Here is a 20,372-nt window from a genome sequence, read left to right as displayed (position 1 = left end):
CACGAATGAAAACCACCACAAAGGTGCCTGTCCCTTTTTGGCGGGTTAGGCGATGATAGGGGCGATGGCGCGGATGCAGGCGTCGGCTGCCGTGAAGGTGGTGCTGTCGTCGCTGACGATAAAGATGATCTTTCCCTTGATGCCAAAGTCGCCGATTTCGCTAAAGAGCACGTAGGGCTCTTTGTCAAAGCCCGAGATGGGCGAGACGGCCGTTTTGGTTGCGCTCGTGAGCTCGTCTGCCAGCGCGTCAAGGGAAGCCCACTTAGACGTGTCCTTTACGGCAACGGGCACGGCCACGCGTCCAAAGGGCATCAAATGCACGAGCGTGTTCTTGGAGATGTTGGAGTTGGGCACAATGATGGTCTGTCCACAGGCATCCTCAATCGTTGTATGGCGCCAAGTGATGTCTTGGACCACGCCCGACACACCGCCGACCTCGATATTGTCGCCGGGCTTGATGATGCCCATAAAGGTCACTTGCATGCCGCCGATAAGGTTTGAGAGCGTGTCCTGGAAACCCAGGGAGATGGCGATGCCGCCGACGCCAAGAGCGGCGACGAGGGCGTTTGCATTAATGCCAAAACAGTTGTCGAGGATAAAGCTGCCGCCGATCATCCAGATGACGGCGCGCGCGATGTTGATGAAGATACTCGATGCCGGTAGCGGGTTATCGTCTCGGTTAAGCAGATGGTTCAGGGTCTTGGATACGACCTTGGCGGCGACGGCGGTGCCTATCGCCAAGATGACGGCCCAGATGATGTTGTGGACCCACCGTTGCTCAAAGAAATGAAGAATCGGCTCAAACAATTCCATGTAGGGAAACCTCCTAATGATCGTCCAACCATGATACCCACCAAGAAGCCCGTCCGATCAAATTCGGACGGGCTTCTGTGCTCGATATAAAGTTTACGCGGTGGGGCTGCAAGGCCCGGCGGTGTAGCTTAGCGTCGACGCTTCCAGATAATGCCGAGCATGATGACGATGATGCCGCCGATAAGGCACGCGCCAACTACTGCCAGCGTGCGGTCTCCCGTTGCGGCGAGCTTACCGGTCGTCTTCTTGGTGATGACCTTCGTGGTCGCCGTGTCCGTCTTAGGCGAGGGCTTAGGCGTCGGGGCCGGTGTGGGCGTGGGGTCCACGGCAGTGGAGCCAAAGCTGATGGTGCCGGCGAGCCCGGCCATCTTGCTCTCCCAGCCGTTCTGCCCAATCAGCGCCCTCAGCGCCGCCTCGCACGTGCCCCACTCGGTGTACTTGGTGGCGTTTGCGAAGGTGGGGAAGTCGGTCGTGTTGGTGATGATGTAGTTGTTGGTGGCGACGGTATAGGTCTTGGTGGGATCGAGCGTGCTGCCGTCTTTGGTGAGTGTGGCACTCACAATGCGCTTGCCTTCGGGCTGCGTCCAATCAATCGTCACGTTGATGCCGCCAAAGGAGAGAACGCTGCCAGAGTCATCGCGCCACTTGTACTTGTCTTGCGCCTCCTGCTCGGTGTGACCGGCCGTCACATAAGCCTGCTGAAGCTCGTAGCTGTCGTTGCAATCGTCGCTAATTTGTAGCGAGTGCTCGAGCGCTGCGAGGAAGTCCGCGCCGGTCATGGTCCAGGTCTCCACGGTGTTGCCGTAGGGCGAGATGGCGATGACGTTGCCGGCGGTCACGTTGCCCGCCGCGATGCCGCCGCGGATGCCGCCAGCGTTTTCGATAGCGAGGTCTGCGCCCGTCAAGGCAAGATAGGAGCCGCAAATCACGTGGCCGATGGTCTGGGCTTTGGTGGTGTCGTCCTCCTTGCTGGGGCGGAAATCGGTGGTGCGCACCATTTCCCAACCATGCGTGCCTGCGGCGTCCTCGCCGTAGAAATAGTTGGTGGTGGATGTGCCGAGCACCTTGTTCGATTCGTTTTCAAAGGCCTCGTCGAGCGGCTTGATCTTGTTGCGGACGGCTTCAAGGCAGCTTTGGTAGTCGGAGCCCTTGTCGGGGTCTGCCAAAAGGTCGTTGACGTTCTTGACGGTGTAGAGCTTCTCGTCGCTGCCGTCTGCAGGGACCGTGACCGTGTCATCGTCGGTCGTCTCGGTGCCATTGGTGTCGTACTTGTACGGAATGGAAAGCAGCCCCACCTCGGCAAAGGCGCTGCCTGCCTCGACAACGTGGATCGTCTTGCCGTCGGCTCCCGTCACCTTCTCGTTAAGGTTGATGTGCTCGTGGCCTGCGATAAGGGCATCGACGCCACGGAGCCGCGTGGCAAAGGTCTTTGCGTCGAGCGTGTGCGCGATACACACAACAACATCGCAGCCCTCCTTGCGCAGCTGCTCTGCCTCGGTATTGATGGCGTTCGTGGCACTCGAGAACGACGTGCCCGCGACCAGGTCCGCGCGCAGCGAGGATCCCAGCGACTCATCCATGGCACCCACGACGCCGACCTTGATTTTGTAGTCGAATGTGGAGTGATCCTCGCTATCCTCCCAGGTGCGATCGAGCGTTTTCGTGATGCTCGAGCTCCATACGCCGCTCGTAGACTTCGCGTTCGCGCAGAGCATGGCGAAGGGCGTGCCGGCGGTGCTGTAGCCGGTCATGGTGCGGAGCTTGTCCGCGCCGTAGCTCCAGTCGTGGTTGCCCGGCGTGGTCGCGTCGTAGCCGTCTACATAGAAGGTGTCCATGAGCTCGGCGATGCTCTTGCCCTCGCTCATGGTGGCGAAGGACTGCCCGTGGAAGGTGTCGCCCGCATCGAGCAAAAGATCGGGGGCGCTGTTTTGGGCGCTATAGAGAACCGCCAGCCCATCAAAGCCCACAGTGCCGGTGCCCTTGCTTGCGTTGTAGCTGTACTTGTAGCTGCCGTGGATGTCGTTGGTGTGCATGACGGCCACGGAGCCGTCAATAGCGGCGGGCAGGTTCCCCGCGAAAGCGAGGCTTGGGATGCCTGCGAGCGTGCCGGCAAACAACGCGGCGGCTAACGCAAAGCGGGGGAGTCTTTTCATGGCAGTTTCCTTAGTCCTTAGCCAGAATGTCTGGTTGAATATCGGATTATCGACATAATATGCGAAAACCGCCGCAAGGACGTCTGTCCCTTTGCGGCGGTTTTGACGTTTGCGCAGATAAAACCTGCCAAAATAAACCTGTCCCTTTTTGGTAGGTTTAGCTTAGCAGCATGCGGTCGTTGGCGAGCTCGCCGCCCGAGACCTCCTCGAACTTCTGCAGCAGGTCGGCTACGGTGAGCGACTTCTTCTCATCGCCCGCCACGTCGTAGATCACGTGGCCTTCGTGCATCATGATCAGACGGTTGCCCAGACGGATGGCGTCGTTCATGTTGTGCGTGACCATGAGCGTGGTCAGGCGGTTCTCGTCGACGATCTCCTCGGTCAGGTTGAGCACCTTAGAGGCCGTCTTGGGGTCGAGGGCCGCGGTGTGCTCGTCGAGCAGTAGCAGGCGCGGCCTGGTGAGCGTGGCCATCAGCAGGGTGAGTGCCTGGCGCTGGCCGCCCGAGAGCAGGCCGACCTTGGCGTTGAGACGCGTGTCCAGACCAAGGTCCAGGCGCTTGAGCAGCTCAACGTACTCATCTTTCTCGGCCTTGGTGACGCCCCACGAAAGGCCGCGACGCTGGCCGCGACGCTTGGCGAGGGCCAGGTTCTCGGCGATCTGCATGTCGGCAGCGGTACCGCGCATGGGGTCCTGAAACACGCGGCCCAGGTACTTGGCACGCTGCGACTCGCTCAGGCGCGAGATGTCGGTGCCGTCGAGCTCAATAACGCCCGAATCGAGCGGGTACACGCCGGCGATCATGTTGAGCAGCGTGGACTTGCCGGCGCCGTTGCCGCCGATCACGGTTACAAAGTCGCCGTCATTCAGGGTGAGGTCGACGCCGGTGAGCGCGCGCTTCTCGGTGACGGTGCCCTTGTTAAAGGTCTTCTTGACGTGCGAGAGCTTAAGCATCTGCCTCATCCCCCTTCGTGTAGGAGCTGCGGAGCTTATAGCGCTCCCAAACCACGGGCACGCACAGGGCCACAGCGACAATTACGGCGGAGAGCAGCTTCATGTCGTTGGCGTCCATGCCCAACTGCAGCACGATGGCGCGGATAAGGAAGTACACCACGGAGCCAAAGACGGCGGAGGCAAGACGGACGCTAAACTGCGTGAGGCCGCCGGGCAGCAGACGGCCGAGCACCTCACCGATAACAATGGCGGCAAGACCGATAACGATGGCACCGGTGCCCATACCAATGTCGGCATACTTTTGGCTCTGGCAGATGAGCGCGCCCGAAAGGCCGATGAGGGCGTTGGAGAGCACGAGGGCGATCATCTTGGTGGAGTTGGTGTTGACGCCCAGAGCGCGGATCATGTACTCGTTGTTGCCGGTGGCGCGCAGCGCCGAGCCGATCTCGGTGCCAAAGAACCAATACAGGATGGCAACGATAGCCACGGCGAGCAGTATGCCCAAGATGATGGCAACGGTGGACTGCGGCAGACCGGTCATATTGCTGACGGCCGAGAACACGGTGCCCTTGGCAAGAATGGGCGTATTGGACTTGCCCATGATGCGCAGGTTGATGGACCACAGGCTGATCTGGGTGAGGATTCCGGCGAGGATCGCGGGAATCTCGAAGACGGTGGTCAGAATGCCCGTGACGGCGCCCGCGATGGCGCCGGCGCACATGCCGGCCAGCACGGCGAGCAGCGGGTCGACGTTGTTATTGACGATGAGCACGGCGCAGACACAGCCGCCGAGGGCAAAGCTGCCGTCGCAGGTCATATCGGGGATGTCGAGCAGGCGGAACGTGATAAACACGCCAAGCACCATAATGCCCCAGAGGACGCCCTGCGAAACGGCGCCCTGCAATGCAATGAGCATGCTTCATACCTCCTAGGATAGGGTGGACACGTGATTCACCATAATAGCGGTAACAATGCATAGAAGAGTTACGGACAGACGTTTTGTTTTACCTGAAACAAGCAGGGCGGACGCCGGTCTATAGCGCCCGCCCCTGTGGCTCAGATATTGAATAACGCGGCTAAAGCGCGAGCACGGGCTCTAGACGCATGCCGCGTATGGCATTACGCGTCCAGGGCGGAAAGGTCGATGCCCAGGGCCTCGGCCATTTCGTCGTTCTTGACGACGACCAGGTCCTTGCTCGAGAGGTGCTTGATCGGCATATCCTCGGGCTTGGCCTCGCCCTTCAGGATCTTAACGGCCATCTCGCCCGCGGCGTAGCCCAGGTCCTCATAGTTGATGGAGAGGGTGAACAGGCCGCCGGCCATGCACATACCCTCCTCGCCAGTCACGAAGGGAAGCTTGTTTTCCTTGCAGATCTGGCCGACCTGCGAGGCACCCGCGGCGATGGTATTGTCGGTGGGGGAGTACAGCGCGTCGACCTTGCCCACGGCAGACTCGACGACGGACTGAATCTCGTTGGAGCTCGAGACGGTGAAATCGGTGTACTCCAGGCCCAGCTTGTCGAGTTCCTTCTTGGCGGCCTTGATCTGGACGTCGGAGTTGGACTCGGCGGTGCAGTAGAGCAGGCCGACCTTTTTAACGTCGGGCAGGACCTTCTGCATCATCTCGAGCTGCTCGGCGACCGGGGTGAGGTCGGAAGCGCCCGTGACGTTGGTGCCCGGCTTGTCGTTGTCCTGGACCAGGCCGGAGGCGGCGTAGTCGGTGATGGCACAGCCCACGATGGGGATATCGGCCGTGGCGCCGGCGGCAGCCTGCGCGGCGGGCGTGGCGATGGCATAAATCAGGTTGACGTTGTCGCCCACAAACTTGTCGGCAATGGACTTACACGTGGACTGGTCGTTCTGGGCGTTCTTCTGGTCGATCTTGACCTTAAGGCCGCTCTTCTTGATGGCCTTGACGAAGCCGTCGTTGGCGGCATCGAGCGCGGAGTGCTCGGTGAGCTGCAGAACGCCGATGGTGTAGTCGGAACCGGCGGCAGCGGAGCCGGAACCAGAGTTGCCGCCGCATCCGGCGAGCGGGGCGAGCGCGAGCAGGCCGGCGGAGACCAGAAGGCTCCTGCGGCTGATGGTGATGTCCTTCATATCATTACCCCCAGTATAAAAATGGCTGGAAACACTGCACTGGGACAAAGTGCAAGTGGAACTATAGTAGCGCTGATGTCCATTTTTACAACAGCCTGGCGGGTTTTTTAATACAGAATCGGATGGGCGGTGCGGGTAGTCGAATGGGCGGCGGAGGGTCTTATGCGGCGGAGGAGGCGTCGTCCTCGTCTAGGGCGGCGAAGAGCTTCTTGCCGTCGAGCAGGCGCGTGCTGACGTTTCTCATACGGGCGATCTCGACGGTGCGCAGCGTATCGTCGGTGCCTCGGGCGTCGTAGACCGTTCCCAGCAGATACGAGATGCCATCGCGCTGCCTGATGGCAAAGGGACGGAGTGTCATCCGTGCTGCTTCGGTTTCGCCGCGTGTCGTGACGCTCGAAATATCAAAACTCACCGTGGTTCCGTGGTCGATGGCCTGCTCGACGAGCTCGCACGTGTCGATGCGCTTGATGGGCGTGCGTGTTGCCTTGGTAGCCTTGCTGCCTGCGCTTGGAGCGGGTTCGGGTGTATCGAGGTAGCCGCGAACGTCGGCGCTCGCCATGGCAACTAAGTGCTGCGCCATGCTCTTGCGGATAGCGATAGGCGTGGAGCGGTTGCGCATGACCATACCGTGGAGCCGGATGATCTCTTCATCGGTGAGCGGGCGGGTAAGAAGTTTGTAGCCCACGCCGCGTTTGTACTCAATTTCGTATCCGGCATGGCGAAGCGCGGAGATGGCGGTGTAGATGCTGCGCCGCGCCGCCGAGATGGGCATGCGGGCGGGGTCGTCAGGATGGGCGAGGCGCCGGATCAGCTCATCGGAAAGCATGGCCTTGTCTTCGCCGGTGTTTTCGCTCAAGAGCTGCAGGATACGAACGGCGCGATAGGCTGCCATCGAGGCGGCGCCTCTCGTCGTGGTGTCGTAGGTTTCAACAGCGGCTTCGGTCATGGTGCCCACGTCCTTTCCGTTTTGGGTGGCGACGGTATGGAGCCTAGGACGCGGGGCTTTCCCAGGGGCGCAGGGCGCTCTGGGCGGTCGGTAGTCGTCGGCAAACGGCGGGTCGAGTTTTCAACAGCCCTGCTCAACTGACCAAAACCTTGCCAAAAGCTTGACGGATGCTGTTGAAAAAAGCGCCTCTCGACCGATGTCGAGAGGCGCTTGTGCGATGAGCGTTGGCGTGTGGCGACGCGAGCTAGCGTCCGACGATTAGAAGTCGGCGTTGCCCACGGTGCGCGGGTGCGGCAGGACGTCGCGGATGTTGCCCACGCCGGTCAGATACATGACCAAGCGCTCGAAGCCCAGACCGTAGCCGGCGTGCTTGCAGGAACCGTAGCGGCGCAGGTCAAGGTAGTACTTGTACTGCTCGGGATTCATGCCCAGGTCCTTGATGCGGGCCTCGAGCAGATCCAGGCGCTCCTCGCGCTGGGAGCCGCCGATAATCTCGCCGATGCCCGGCACCAGGCAGTCGGCGGCGGCGACGGTCTTGCCGTCTTCGTTCATGCGCATGTAGAACGCCTTGATCTCGGCCGGGTAGTCGGTCACGAAGGTCGGGCGCTTAAAGTGCTCCTCGGTCAGGAAGCGCTCGTGCTCGGTCTGCAAGTCGATGCCCCAGCTGACGGGGTAATCAAACTGGTGGCCAGCAGCGACTGCCTGCTCCAGGATCTCGACGGCCTCGGTGTAGGTGACGCGGGCGAAGTCGGAGTTGGCGACATGGTCCAGGCGCTCGAGCAGACCCTTGTCCACAAACTTGTTGAGCATATTGAGCTCGTCGGGGCAGGTTGCCATAACGTCCTTGAGGACGTACTTGAGCATGGCCTCGGCGTTATCCATGTAGTCGTTAAGGTCGGCAAAGGCCATCTCGGGCTCGATCATCCAAAACTCGGCGGCGTGGCGCGTGGTGTTGGAGTTCTCGGCACGGAAGGTGGGGCCAAAGGTGTACACGTCGCCAAAGGCCATGGCAAAGTTCTCGGCATTGAGCTGGCCGGACACGGTGAGGCTTGCATGCTTGCCAAAGAAGTCCTGGCTCCAGTCGACCTCGCCGGACTCGGTGAGGGGCGGATTTTTGGGGTCGAGCGTGGTCACGCGGAACATCTCGCCGGCGCCCTCGCAGTCACTCGTGGTGATGATGGGGGTGTTGACGTAGACAAAGCCCTGCTCCTGGAAGAAGCGGTGGATGGCGGCAGCCGCGACAGAGCGGATGCGGAACACGGCGCGGAACAGGTTGGTGCGCGGGCGCAGGTGCTGCTGGGTGCGCAGGAACTCGACGGTTGCGCGCTTCTTCTGCAGCGGGTAATCCGGGGCGCTCGTGCCCTCGACCTCGATGGAGGTGGCAGAAAGCTCGAAAGGCTGGGGCGCATCGGGGGTCAGCTTGACGGTGCCGGTGCAAATGAGTGCGGCCGAGACGTTTTGATGGGCGATCTCGTCGTAGTTGTCGAGTGCCTCGCGGTTCATGACGACCTGCAGGTCGCGGAAGCAGCTGCCGTCGTTGAGCGTAACAAAGCCAAAGTTCTTCATGTCGCGGACGGACTTGACCCAGCCGGCGACGGTGACGGTCTGGCCGCCGAGCGACTCGGCATCGGCATAGAGCTGCGCGATTTTGGTGCGGTTCACGTATCCTCCCATAACGGTTGAATGATAGTTATCCATACAGTTCGATATTCTAGCAGCTCGGCTCATTTGAGCTATACAGATAAAGCATTGGCGGGATGGTTTTTCAAACGAAAAGCGCCCGCGGCCAAATGGTCGCGGGCGCTTGACGAGGTGCCTTTTGGCTGTGTGGCGTGGGGCCTGGCTACTTGGTCTTGGCAACCAGCAGCGGGTCGCCAAGCTTGACGAGCGGGTTGCCGCCGATAAGCGTTCCAGACTCGCCGACATGGTCGATGCTCTTAAGACGATCGAGCTCGGAGACGATGACGGTCACGATGTCCTCGTGACCAGCGGCCTTAATGGCCTCGCGGTCGAAGCTGATGAGCGGCTGGCCTGCCTTGACCACATCGCCCATCTCGACAAAGCGGGCAAAACCCTTGCCGTTCATTTCCACGGTGCCCAGGCCAACATGGATGAACACGCGCAGGCCGTCCTCGGTGATCATGCCGATGGAGTGGTTGGTGACAGTGGTGGCACCGATGCGGCCGTTGGCGGGCGCATAGATGGTGCCGGTAATGGGCTCGATGCCATAGCCCTGGCCAAGCATGCCCGAGGCGATCGTCTCGTCGGGAACCTCGTTCAGGTTGACGAGCACGCCGTTGACGGGGGCATAGATGACGCCTTCGCGGGTGGCGAAGCTTGCTGCGGGCGGAACGGACGCCTCGCCGGTCGAGGTGAAGGTGGACTTAAGCGAATCGAGCAGACCCATAGTTGCCTCCAACTTAAATAGGCGCATATCGCGCGTTTGGTTTGCCGGAAACGTTTCACATGTGTTTCGCGGCTTGGTCAACGCCCCTATTCTACGCTGCTCAACGATACCTCTGAACTGGGATTATGTGATATATCAGTTGAAGGGAAACTTATTGCCGGAGTGTTTCTGCGCCACGGGTTCAAGTGGGGTACGCTTGAAGGCGAAAAACAAGGGCGCATAATTTGCGCGAAGGGAGCACATATGATTGTCGAGAACCATGCGCTGTGGGGCGAGGAGTCGACCGAGGATTATCCGGCGACGTTTACGTATTTGGGTGCCGAGCCGTTGCCCGATAAACCGAATGGCCGCCGCCCCGCGGTGATTATCTGTGGCGGAGGTGCGTTTACGCATATCGCTCCGCATGAGCAGGATCCTGTGGCGTTTGCGTTTTTGGATCACGGTTACCAGGCCTTTGTGCTCAACTATGTCACGAGTTCTACGGGTGACGTGAGCTTTCCGCACCCCCAGGCAGATCTTGCCAAGATGGTCGCCACGGTGCGCGCCAACGCCGACGAGTGGCATGTCGATCCTAAGCGCGTGTGCGTCGTGGGCTTTTCTGCTGGCGGCATGATTTGCGCCTCGCTGGCAACACAGTGGAAGACCGGCCCCTTTGCGGCACTTGCCGGGGCGCGTCCGGACGACATTCGTCCCGATGCCGTGGTGCTGGGCTATCCATTGCTCGACTTTGCCTATGTGCGCGACATGCAGACGCGCGATCCGCGCATTGACTTGCGTGTGCCCAAGACGGGCGGCAAGACGGGGCGCGATTTGCTCAACGACTACCTGTCGATGGTGACGGGCGGCGAGGCAACTGACGAGCATCTGGCCGACATCTGCCCCACCACGCATGTTTCGCGTCAGATGCCACCGACCTTTGTGTGGGGCGTGTCCGACGACAAGACGGCGCCGATCGCGCAGGTCTACCCGTTTGCCCAACGCATGGCAGAGGAGGGCGTCCCTTGCGAGATGCACGTCTTTGACCAAGGTGGTCACGGCCTTTCGCTCGGCAACGCCAACACCGCGGTCGACAACGAGGACAAGCAGGTTTCCGTCCGTCCCTGGATCCGCCTGGCCTTCCGCTTCCTCGAGCGCCATCTGTAAGAGTCCCGGCATCCAAGCCCTTCAATAACTTGCGGTGAAATAGTTCCTATCTGGGGCATCAACCAGCCCATCCAGGAACTATTCCACCGCAACTTCGTTTTTGATGCCCCGCCCGGAAACTGCGCCCCAGTTTTGCCTTTCAAGGTGGGACGCAGTTTCCCATAGGGCCTCGACTGGGAAAGCGCGTTCCGTTTCGAGCGGGGATTCCGGGATGCATTTTCCGTAAGAGGCCTGTTTGGGAAACCATATCCCGTTTCGAGCCGGAATTCTGGGATGTAGTTTCCCCGAGAGGCCTCATCGGGAAACTATGGCCCTGAACTCTCCTGCCTGTCCCCATTGCGCCAATTTGCTGATTGAACGTCGTTGTGTGTTCACGCTATCATGTAAGTTTAAAATTGGTTAGCCATGGCAAACGGTTAGCCATGGTGAACATAAATGCAACGCCCTGTGGGCGTCGGGGGAGGAACACGGACGTGAAGCTCGATACGCTCGAGATCGGAAAAGACGCCGTTGTCGCATCGGTGGCATCGGACGATCAGGCACTCCGACAGCATATTTTGGACATGGGCCTAACGCCGGGCACCGAAGTCACCATGATGAAGTACGCCCCCATGGGCGATCCGCTCGAGATCCGCCTGCGTGGCTACGAGTTGACACTGCGCAAGGACGATGCCGCTCGCATCGAGCTCGTGGGTATTCACGACACCGATACAGGTCCGCGCGCTAACGCCGCAATCGGCACGACGGAGCATCCGGCCCTGGGCGAGGGGACGTATTCGCCCCGTGCGGCAAAGACGGCCGTGCCCGAGGGCGCGCCGCTGCACTTTGCCCTCGCCGGCAACCAAAACTGCGGCAAGACCACGTTATTCAACCAGCTGACGGGCTCCAACCAGCACGTCGGTAACTTTCCCGGCGTGACGGTCGACCGCAAAGATGGCACCATCCGTAACCATCCTGAGGCGAGCGTTACCGACCTGCCCGGCATTTACTCCCTGTCGCCGTACACAGGCGAGGAGGTCGTGAGCCGTCAGTTCATCCTCGACGAGCGTCCGGACGCCATCATCGACATCATTGACGCCACCAACATCGAGCGCAACCTGTACCTGACACTGCAGCTCATGGAGCTTGACCGTCCTATGGTCATCGCGCTCAACATGATGGACGAGGTGACCGCCAACGGCGGCGCCGTAGACGTCAACTTGCTCGAGAGCCTGTTGGGCGTGCCCGTTGTCCCCATTAGCGCTGCCCGCAACGAGGGCATCGGCGAGCTGGTGGACCACGCGCTGCACGTGGCGCGGTTCCGCGAGCGCCCTGGTCGCCTGGACTTTTGCGCGCCCGACGGTCCGGACGGCGGTGCGCTGCATCGCTGCATCCACGGTATTGCTAACCTGATCGAGGACCATGCCGTGACGGCGCACATCCCGGTGCGCTTTGCGGCGACCAAGCTGGTCGAGGGCGATGAGCTGGTAACCGAGGCGCTTCACCTGGATCGCAATGAGCTCGACGCTATCGAGCACATCATTACCCAGATGGAGGGCGAGGCCGGCACCGACCGCCTATCTGCGCTGGCCGATATGCGTTTTAGCTTTATCGGCGACGTGTGCGGGCGTTGCGTCGTCAAGCCGCACGAGAGCCGCGAGCACGTGCGCTCCGTCAAGATTGACCGCATCCTGACAGGTCGTTACACAGCCATTCCGGCGTTTCTGGTGATCATGGGCCTCGTCTTTTGGCTGACGTTTGGCGTGATCGGCGCGGCGTTGCAGGGACTCATGGAGGACGGTATCGCCGCCATCATCGCCTCGGCCGATGCGGGCCTCAAGGCGTTCGGTACCAACGACGTGGTGCGCTCGCTGGCTGTCGACGGCGTGCTTACGGGCGTGGGCAGTGTGCTGACCTTCCTGCCGATTATCGTCGTGCTCTTTTTGTTCCTCTCCATTCTGGAAGACTCCGGATACATGGCGCGCGTGGCCTTTGTCATGGATAAGGTGTTGCGTCGCTTTGGCCTGTCGGGCCGCAGTTTCGTGCCCATGCTCGTCGGTTTTGGCTGCACCGTGCCGGCTATCATGTCGACCCGTACGCTCCCATCCGAGCACGACCGCAAGATGACGGTCATGCTCACGCCGTTTATGAGCTGCTCAGCCAAGCTGCCGGTTTACGGCTTGCTGTGCGGGGCGTTTTTCCCGCAGGCGACGGTTCCCGCCATGGTCTCGCTCTATCTGATCGGTATCGTGGTCGGCTGCGTCGCGGCTTTGGTGCTCAACCGCACGGCATTTAAGGGCGACCCGGTGCCGTTTATCATGGAGCTCCCCAATTACCGCCTGCCGAGCGTCAAGACGACGGTGATGCTGGCATGGGATAAGGCCAAGGACTTCATCACCAAGGCCTTTACCATTATCTTTGCCGCGACCGTGGTCATCTGGTTCCTTCAGACGTTCGACATCCGCTTTAACGTGGTCGCCGACCAGTCGCAAAGCCTGCTTGCCGGTCTGGGCAGCATCATCGCGCCGGTGTTGGCCCCGCTCGGCTTTGGCGACTGGCGCGCCTCGACGGCGCTCGTCACGGGGCTCATTGCCAAGGAGAGCGTCATCTCGACGCTCACGGTGCTTTTGGGCGCAACCTCTCCCGCGGTGCTGTCAACTATGTTTTCGCCGTTTACCGCTTACGTGTTCCTGGTCTTTACGCTGCTGTACCCGCCCTGCGTGGCGTCCATCGGCGCCGTCAAGAGCGAGTTGGGCGCGCGCTATGCCGTGGCTGTATTCGCGTTTCAGGTGACGGTCGCCTGGATCGTGGCGTTTGTCGTGCATTCGGCGGGCATATTGCTGGGGTTGGCTTAGTTATGAATTGACGGCGCAACCTCTGTGTATCGAATTGTTTTCGGCCCCGCATCTGTACTGACGGATGCGGGGCCGTTGCTATATAATCGCCTCCGCTCAAAACGATTGGAGACGTTATATATGACTCAGACAAGGCAAGACGGTATCACGCTCAAGCAGTGGCTCCCGCTCATCGGGCTCACCTGCTGCGCGTTCGTGTTCAACACGTCGGAGTTCATGCCCATCGGCCTTCTGACTGATATCGCCGCATCGTTCTCGCTCACCGAGGCCCAGGCGGGCATCATGATCTCGGTCTATGCCTGGGGCGTCATGCTGCTGTCGCTGCCGCTCATGGTGTTCGCCTCGCGCTTTGAGTTCAAGCGGATGCTGCTGGGCGTGCTGGCCGTGTTCTCGCTCGGTCAGTTCCTGTCCGCTGTGGCGCCGACCTATCCCATCCTGGTCTGCGCGCGCCTGGTGGTCGCTTGCGCACATGCCGTGTTCTGGTCAGTCGCCTCGATTATGGCCTCGCGCCTGGTCGACACTCGCCACGGCGCGCTCGCCATCAGCATGATCGCCACGGGCTCGTCCATCGCGCAGATCTTTGGCCTGCCTCTCGGTCGCGCCATTGGCTTGGCCGTGGGCTGGCGCATGACGTTTGCCGTGGTCGGGGGCCTCTCAGCCATCGCGGTCGTCTACCAGGCAGCGGTGTTCCCGGCCATGCCGGCGGGTGAGCGCTTTACCGTCAAACAGCTGCCCGAGCTGCTCAAGAACCCGCTCCTCATCGCGCTCTACGCAGTCACGGTCTTCATGGCGACCGGCTATTACGCAAGCTACAGCTATATCGAGCCCTTCCTGGCGCAGGTCGCGCACGTCGATGCGGGCGCCATCACCATGACGCTGACGGCGTTTGGCTGTTCCGGCTTGGTGGGCAGCTGGCTGTTCAGCCGCCTGTTCGACGGGCACCGTTTTCCGTTCCTTGCTATCACGCTCTCCGGCGTGCCGGTGGCCCTGCTGCTCATGGGGCCGGCCGCATCGTCGCTCGTGACAGTGCTTGCCGTCTGCGCACTGTGGGGTTGCTGCGCCACGGCCTTTAACGTGGCGTTTCAGGCCGAGCTCATCAAGCACACGCCGGCAGATTCGTCGGCCGTCGCCATGTCGATCTTCTCGGGCCTGTTTAACCTCGGTATTGGCACGGGCACCGCAATCGGCGGCGCCGTGGTTTCGGGTCCCGGTATCGCTTGGATCGGCTTCGCGGGCGGGGCGATTGCCGTCGTGGGCGTCATCCTCGCCATCACGGTGATGTTCCCAGCCATACGCCGCGCAAAGCCCGTCGCCTAGCCACATCCTCCTCATCAGTTGCGGTGAAATACGGACTGCTGGGCCCAATAAACCCGGCAAACAGTCCCTATTCCACCGCAACTTATTTTGGGGGAGGGGATGCGCGGCGGGCATACAATGGATGTCGTTGTGTTGAGCTTACCGGGAGGCTGTTATGTGGGCATACGAGACGACGTTCTATCAGATCTATCCGCTGGGCTTTTGCGGGGCTCCGCGCGAAAACGCCGCGCCCGTTGCCGAGGATGAGCTCGCCCAGGCTGCCAACGCCGCGCCCAACCCCGATGCTCCTATCATGAAGGTCGCCCAATGGGCCGCCTACATGCAGGAACTCGGCGTTGGCGCTGTGCTCATCAACCCACCGCTCGAATCTGATAGCCACGGCTACGATACACGCAGCCTGCGCCATATCGACCGTCGCCTGGGTGGGGACGCCGACTTTGCCGCCGTATGCGACACGCTGCATGCCCATGGCATCCGCGTGGTGCTCGATGCCGTCTTCAACCACGTCGGCCGCGGTTTTTGGGCCTTCCGCGATGTGCAGGAGCGCAAGTGGGACTCGCCGTACAAGGACTGGTTCCACATTAGCTTTGACGGCGATTCCTGCTATGGCGATGGCTTTTGGTACGAGGGCTGGGAAGGCCATTTTGAGCTTGTGAAGCTCAACCTGCAAAATCCCGCTGTGGTCGATTACCTGCTCGAGTCCGTGCGCCGCTGGGCCGAGGTCTTTGGCGTCGACGGCCTGCGCCTGGACGTTGCCTATATGCTCGACCGCGACTTTATGCGCCGCCTGCACGTCTTTACCCGTGAGCTCAAGCCCGACTTTGTGCTGATCGGCGAGACGCTCCACGGCGACTACAACCAAATCGTCAACGACGAGATGCTCGACTCCTGCACCAACTACGAGTGCTACAAGGGCCTGTACTCCAGCTTTAACTCGGTCAACATGTTCGAGATCGCCCATTCGCTGCACCGCCAGTTTGGCGGCGATCCGTGGTGCATCTACCGCGGCAAACATCTGCTGTCGTTTGTCGACAACCACGATGTGCCGCGCCTGGCAAGTATCCTCACCGACAAGTCGTGTCTGCGTCCCGCCTACGGCATGCTCTTTGGCATGCCGGGCATCCCGTGCGTCTACTATGGCAGCGAGTGGGGAATTGCCGGCGAAAAGGGTGGCCCCGATGGCGACTGGGCGCTGCGACCTGCGCTCAATGAGCCTGCGCCCAACGAGCTGACGGCGTTCATCACGCAGCTTGCGCACCTTCGCTCGGCCGACGACGCGGCTGCCCGTGCTCTCAACTACGGTGCCTATCGCAACGTGGTGATCCAGAACAAGCAGCTGCTGTTCGAGCGCGCCTGTGACGGCGCGACGGTACTCGTGGCGGTGAATGCCGTGAGTGAGCCTTACACCTTTGGCGCCGGCGAACTCAACGGCTCCTTCGTCGACCTGCTTGCCGACGATGCGCCCGCGGTCGAGCTGACGGGTACCCTTGATCTTGCACCCTACGAGGTGCGCTATCTGTTGAGAGCCTAGCCCATGGCAACGTCTGACGAGGGCTATCAACATATTGAGCATGGGTTTGAGCCCGTGTTTGACGAGCGCTCGCGCGTTTTGGTGCTCGGGTCGTTTCCCTCGGTGCTTTCGCGCGCCAATGCCTTTTATTACGGCAACCCTCAGAATCGCTTTTGGCGTGTGATGGCCACGTGCCTCGGTATGCCTGTGCCGCCCAACGAGGGCGATCCTTTGGCAAGTGGTGAGCCCGCGACGCTCGATGCCTCCATTGCCGCCAAGCGGGCCATGCTGCTGAACGGCGGCGTGGCCCTGTGGGATGCAATCGAGAGCTGCGACATTAAGGGCTCGAGCGACGCGAGCATCCGCAACGTTGTGCCGGCACATATCGAGCGCATTACCGATGCCGCGTCGATCGAGGTCGTTGTCTGTAACGGCGGTACGGCAGGGCGACTCTACAAACGCTACTTGCAAGATCGGACGGGGCTGCCTGCCATCGTTCTGCCCTCGACAAGTCCCGCCAATGCAGCATGGTGTCTGGAGCGTCTTGTTGAGCGTTGGCACGAAGCCGTTGACTGGGCTGTTATTTAATTTAGATTTTTGTTTGAGCGTGGGCGCCCAGACGTTTCAGAACGCCTCGCCAGATCGGCGCAGGCACGGCTGGCTCGGCGCAAACCATGCCGTCGGCGTCGACGTTGGCGGCATTGCCTCCGCCAAGTCGCTGTGCATGCTCGACGGAGCAGCCCATGCGCACAGCGCCCACGAGCTTGTCCATGGCCTCAGAAAACGGTCGCCGCAAGAGTCCCATGCGCGGAGAGCGACGAAGCGCCGCAATGCCGCTGCCGGCGCAGATGGCAACGCCGCCACACCACAATTGGTCATGGCGCTCACATGCCTTGTGCAGGCGAACGGCGGTCCCACGCGCCTGCTCAGTGCCCTCTTGTGCGGCTCGAATCGCAGCATAGACGCGCGTTCCCGTACCGCCAAAGCGCTCAAGTGCCTGCTCGATGGCTGTCAACATCTCATCGTCAGCCACATCTTCAATGGCCAGCACGATGCCATCGGCAACGCTGCCGGCGTCATTTGCCTTCAAGTCGACCGGGCGGGGGAGTACGGTGTCGGAAAGCTGAGCATAGGCGGCGATGGCATCCTGCAGGTCCCAGAGCAAAAACTCAAGATCGGAGCTATTGGGAATGCTGATATACGCAATGGTTTGCAGCGTTTTTGGTACATCGCCGCGTGCGGTCGTCTCCATGTCGCCTCCTTTCCGGTTGGTTTCCGTTTAGGTTACACCGTCTGGCGGCGCCTAGCCGCGCTATCCTAGTGCAACCCTTACGAAAGGAACGCCATGCGCCTGCCCATGAATACTTCGCTTGCCACGCTCAAGCCCTCCGGCATCCGCCGGATCAACGCACTCGCCGCGCAGCATCCGGGATGCATTGCGCTCGCGCTCGGCGAGCCTGATTTCCCCACGCCCGATGTGATTAGCGCCGAGGTGACCGTCGCGTTGGACCGCGGCGACACACACTATCCGCCCAACAACGGCCGTCCCGCCCTGCGCGAGGCGCTGTCCGCATATATGGGCGACGCGGGCCTTTTGTTTTCTGCTGACGAGGTCATCCTGACCGATGGCGCGACCGAGGCCCTGTCGGCTACGTTTATGGCCATGCTCAACCCCGGCGACGAGGTCATCATCCCCACGCCGGCCTTTGGCCTGTACGAGAGCATCGTCGTGGCCAACCATGCCAAGACGGTCTTTTTGGATACGGAGCCCGCGCAATTTCAGATTGACGAGGAAGCGCTTCGCGCCTGCGTGACCCCGGCGACCAAGGCCATCGTTATCTGCTCGCCCAACAATCCCACGGGCTGCATTCTCAACGCGGCATCGCTCGACGCCGTGGCGCGCGTAGCGGAGCAGGCGGGCATCTACGTAGTCTGCGACGACGTATACAACCGTCTGGTCTATGTGGATGGCTACGAGCGATTTGCCCAGCGCCACCCGGAGCTACGCGAGCAGACGGTGGTCATCGAGAGCTTCTCCAAGCCCTGGGCCATGACCGGCTGGCGCTTAGGTTGGCTCGCAGCCGCAGCCCCCGTCATCGCCGAGATCGCAAAGGCTCACCAATACTTAGTATCGAGCGCCGTCTCCTTCGAAATGGACGCCGCAGCCCGAGCCCTGACCGTCGACCCCACCCCCATGCTCGAAGTCTACCGAGCCCGCCGCGAACGCGTGCTCGCAGCCTTAGACGCCATGGGCCTCGATGTAGTGGAACCGGCAGGAGCCTTCTACACCTTCCCCAGCATCAAACAGTACGGCCTAACCAGCGAAGACTTCTGCATCAAAGCCATCAAAGAGGCAAACGTAGCCCTAGTCCCGGGCGACTGCTTCGGAACCGAAGGCCACATCCGCCTAAGCTACTGCGTCTCCGACAAAGACCTGGACGAAGGCCTCCACCGCCTGTCCACCTTCATTTCGACTTTGTAGTCCTCAGGGACGCAACACATCAGCCCACCGACCCAAGCATTATGAGTGGGGCGTGCCGGCCAACGTAAAACCGGGCTGCCCCATAGTTGACGCAGGCACGCGCCGCCGAAGGCCAGGCGCAAGGTTTTCGTAGATTCCGCACGAGCCGAAGAGCACTTAATGTGCTCTTCGTGCGAGCCCAGGACTTGACCGAGCGAAAACCTTGCGCCTGGCCTTCGGCGGCGCGGCCGGATGGTGGAATTGTGTACAGCCCGGTTTTCCGTTGACCGACGCCGGGGTCCCCGCCATAATACTCTCGGTTCACGCACGAATCCGCTGCCAGAGACAGCCGGCGCAAACGGGCTTTGCCCGCGAGCTTAATGGGATATCCCGCCAGCCGAGGTGGTCGAGTAGATATGTCTTCTCGCCCCCGTCGCTCATGCAGCGCGGGGGCTTTCTTTTTGGACATGCCCCCGTCACGTCCTTGTGGCGGACCGTGCCCGGAAAGAATTCGAGGAGGTGTAATTCATGCCCCAGCAGTACAAAATCGACAAGGTTGCAGAGATCGAGTCCCGTATCGCCGAGAACGCTGGTCTGTTCGTCGTCAACTACAACGGTCTGACGGTTAAGCAGGCTCAGGAGCTGCGTCATCAGCTTCGCGAGTGCGGCGCCGAGATGAAGGTCTACAAGAACAACCTGGTCAAGATCGCTCTCAAGAACCAGGAGCAGCCCGAGCTCGACGAGATCCTCGCCGGCCCCGTCGCTTATGTGTTCTACGAGTCCGAGCCGGTCGAGGCCGCTAAGGCCCTTAAGGACTTCTCCGCTAAGTCCAAGGGCGTCCTTGAGATCAAGGGCGGTATCTCCGACGGCAAGGCCGTTTCCGCTGATGATGTTAAGGCTATCGCCGAGCTGCCCACCAAGGATCAGCTTCTCGGCCAGATCGCCGGTCTCATCTCCGGTTTCGCTCGCGACATCGCTGTCTGCGTCAACGGCGTTTCCTCTGGTCTCGCTCGTTCGATCCAGCAGGTCTCCGAGCAGAAGGCAGCCTAGTTGCTGTTTTCACCCGCGGCGGCAACGCCGCACCCCTGGCGCATTCGCGCCGTGTTTTAACTGATCTCCGTGCATCCGCACGGAAACCGAAAGGACTTAGAAATGGCTAAGCTTACCACCGATGAGATCATCGATGCTCTTAAGGAAATGACCCTTCTCGAGGCTTCCGAGCTCGTCAAGGCTATCGAGGACACCTTCGGCGTTTCCGCCGCTGCTCCTGCCGCTGTTGTCGCCGCTCCTGCTGCTGGCGCTGCTGAGGCCGAGGAGAAGACCGAGTTTGACGTCGTGCTCGAGGGCTTCGGCGACAACAAGATCCAGGTCATCAAGGCCGTCCGTGAGCTCACCAACCTTGGCCTGAAGGAGGCCAAGGAGGTCGTCGAGGGCGCTCCCAAGGCTGTTCTCGAGGGTGCCAAGAAGGAGGACGCCGAGGCTGCCAAGGAGAAGCTCGAGGCTGCTGGCGCTGCTGTCACCCTCAAGTAATCAGGCTTTCTCGCCAGATTTCTTTGCAGACGGGGTTCGCATTGCGAGCCCCGTCTTTTTTGTTTCAAGACTTTAGTCCGCTGGCCGCGCAGCGGCCAGCTTTAAACCACCCGCTACGCGGGTGGAGACAAACGGCTTTACAAAGCCACCCCTCCGACCGATATTGACGATTGTTCAGGCCGTCAAGAATTCGAGTCGAAGGGGTG

17 protein-coding genes are annotated in these 20,372 nt (G+C 61.0%); 8 read left to right on the top strand and 9 right to left on the bottom strand.

Translation table 11 applies throughout. The annotated features are described in order from the left end of the window. Positions 1–45 precede the first annotated feature (45 nt). The 8 genes from RX395_RS01230 to RX395_RS01195 all read right to left on the bottom strand — a co-directional run bounded on the left by RX395_RS01230 (position 46) and on the right by RX395_RS01195 (position 9,371). Positions 46–813, bottom strand: coding sequence for a mechanosensitive ion channel family protein (locus tag RX395_RS01230; protein ID WP_055250280.1), 768 nt, complete (start codon positions 811–813; stop codon positions 46–48). 128 nt (positions 814–941) lie between these two features. Continuing rightward, positions 942–2,966 carry a bifunctional metallophosphatase/5'-nucleotidase gene (locus tag RX395_RS01225; RefSeq protein ID WP_316364877.1) on the bottom strand — a complete coding sequence of 675 codons (2,025 nt, stop codon included), beginning with the start codon at positions 2,964–2,966 and terminating at the stop codon, positions 942–944. 157 nt (positions 2,967–3,123) lie between these two features. Further along, positions 3,124–3,918 carry an ABC transporter ATP-binding protein gene (locus tag RX395_RS01220; protein ID WP_117817097.1) on the bottom strand — a complete coding sequence of 265 codons (795 nt, stop codon included), beginning with the start codon at positions 3,916–3,918 and terminating at the stop codon, positions 3,124–3,126. Continuing rightward, positions 3,911–4,834, bottom strand: coding sequence for an ABC transporter permease (locus tag RX395_RS01215; RefSeq protein ID WP_006234992.1), 924 nt, complete (start codon positions 4,832–4,834; stop codon positions 3,911–3,913). Before RX395_RS01215 ends, RX395_RS01220 begins: the two co-directional genes overlap by 8 nt. 203 nt (positions 4,835–5,037) lie before the next feature. Further along, positions 5,038–6,018 carry an ABC transporter substrate-binding protein gene (locus RX395_RS01210; RefSeq protein WP_195361885.1) on the bottom strand — a complete coding sequence of 327 codons (981 nt, stop codon included), beginning with the start codon at positions 6,016–6,018 and terminating at the stop codon, positions 5,038–5,040. Between the two features lie 160 nt (positions 6,019–6,178). Continuing rightward, positions 6,179–6,964, bottom strand: a complete 786-nt coding sequence (locus RX395_RS01205; protein WP_117745796.1) for a hypothetical protein — start codon at positions 6,962–6,964, stop codon at positions 6,179–6,181. Between the two features lie 258 nt (positions 6,965–7,222). Then, positions 7,223–8,626: an asparagine--tRNA ligase gene (asnS, locus tag RX395_RS01200; RefSeq protein WP_022093883.1), complete on the bottom strand. Its 1,404-nt coding sequence runs from the start codon at positions 8,624–8,626 to the stop codon at positions 7,223–7,225. 181 nt (positions 8,627–8,807) lie between these two features. Continuing rightward, positions 8,808–9,371: a PTS sugar transporter subunit IIA gene (locus RX395_RS01195; RefSeq protein ID WP_040359007.1), complete on the bottom strand. Its 564-nt coding sequence runs from the start codon at positions 9,369–9,371 to the stop codon at positions 8,808–8,810. Positions 9,372–9,614: 243 nt separating this feature from the next. On the opposite strand from RX395_RS01195, the gene RX395_RS01190 reads away from it, so the two are divergent. The 5 genes from RX395_RS01190 to RX395_RS01170 all read left to right on the top strand — a co-directional run bounded on the left by RX395_RS01190 (position 9,615) and on the right by RX395_RS01170 (position 16,763). Then, a complete protein-coding gene (locus RX395_RS01190) occupies positions 9,615–10,514 on the top strand; it encodes an alpha/beta hydrolase (protein ID WP_316364867.1) in 900 nt (299 codons plus the stop codon). Positions 10,515–10,936: 422 nt separating this feature from the next. Then, positions 10,937–13,348, top strand: a complete 2,412-nt coding sequence (feoB, locus tag RX395_RS01185; RefSeq protein ID WP_316364866.1) for a ferrous iron transport protein B — start codon at positions 10,937–10,939, stop codon at positions 13,346–13,348. 120 nt (positions 13,349–13,468) lie between these two features. Beyond that, positions 13,469–14,665 (top strand): MFS transporter, encoded by a 1,197-nt coding sequence (locus RX395_RS01180; RefSeq protein WP_316364864.1) that lies wholly within the window; start codon positions 13,469–13,471, stop codon positions 14,663–14,665. 154 nt (positions 14,666–14,819) lie between these two features. Then, a complete protein-coding gene (locus RX395_RS01175; RefSeq protein WP_316364863.1) occupies positions 14,820–16,196 on the top strand; it encodes an alpha-amylase family glycosyl hydrolase in 1,377 nt (458 codons plus the stop codon). A gap of 3 nt (positions 16,197–16,199) precedes the next feature. After that, positions 16,200–16,763, top strand: a complete 564-nt coding sequence (locus tag RX395_RS01170) for a uracil-DNA glycosylase family protein (RefSeq protein WP_316364861.1) — start codon at positions 16,200–16,202, stop codon at positions 16,761–16,763. 1 nt (position 16,764) lies between these two features. Here RX395_RS01170 and RX395_RS01165 read toward each other — a convergent pair whose 3' ends face one another. Beyond that, positions 16,765–17,427, bottom strand: coding sequence for a hypothetical protein (locus RX395_RS01165; RefSeq protein ID WP_316364859.1), 663 nt, complete (start codon positions 17,425–17,427; stop codon positions 16,765–16,767). A 93-nt stretch (positions 17,428–17,520) separates the two neighbouring features. Between RX395_RS01165 and RX395_RS01160 the strand changes: the two genes are divergently transcribed. From RX395_RS01160 to rplL, 3 genes are all read left to right on the top strand, one after another. Beyond that, positions 17,521–18,657, top strand: coding sequence for a pyridoxal phosphate-dependent aminotransferase (locus RX395_RS01160; protein WP_316364858.1), 1,137 nt, complete (start codon positions 17,521–17,523; stop codon positions 18,655–18,657). Positions 18,658–19,164: 507 nt separating this feature from the next. Next, a complete protein-coding gene (gene rplJ, locus RX395_RS01155; protein ID WP_006235004.1) occupies positions 19,165–19,686 on the top strand; it encodes a 50S ribosomal protein L10 in 522 nt (173 codons plus the stop codon). A 102-nt stretch (positions 19,687–19,788) separates the two neighbouring features. Next, positions 19,789–20,166 (top strand): 50S ribosomal protein L7/L12, encoded by a 378-nt coding sequence (rplL, locus tag RX395_RS01150; RefSeq protein ID WP_006235005.1) that lies wholly within the window; start codon positions 19,789–19,791, stop codon positions 20,164–20,166. Positions 20,167–20,372: the final 206 nt, after the last annotated feature.

Origin of the sequence: Collinsella aerofaciens, assembly GCF_032584215.1 — a bacterium.
Taxonomy (GTDB): Bacteria; Actinomycetota; Coriobacteriia; order Coriobacteriales; family Coriobacteriaceae; genus Collinsella.
This window is presented reverse-complemented; position numbering and strand designations above follow the sequence as displayed.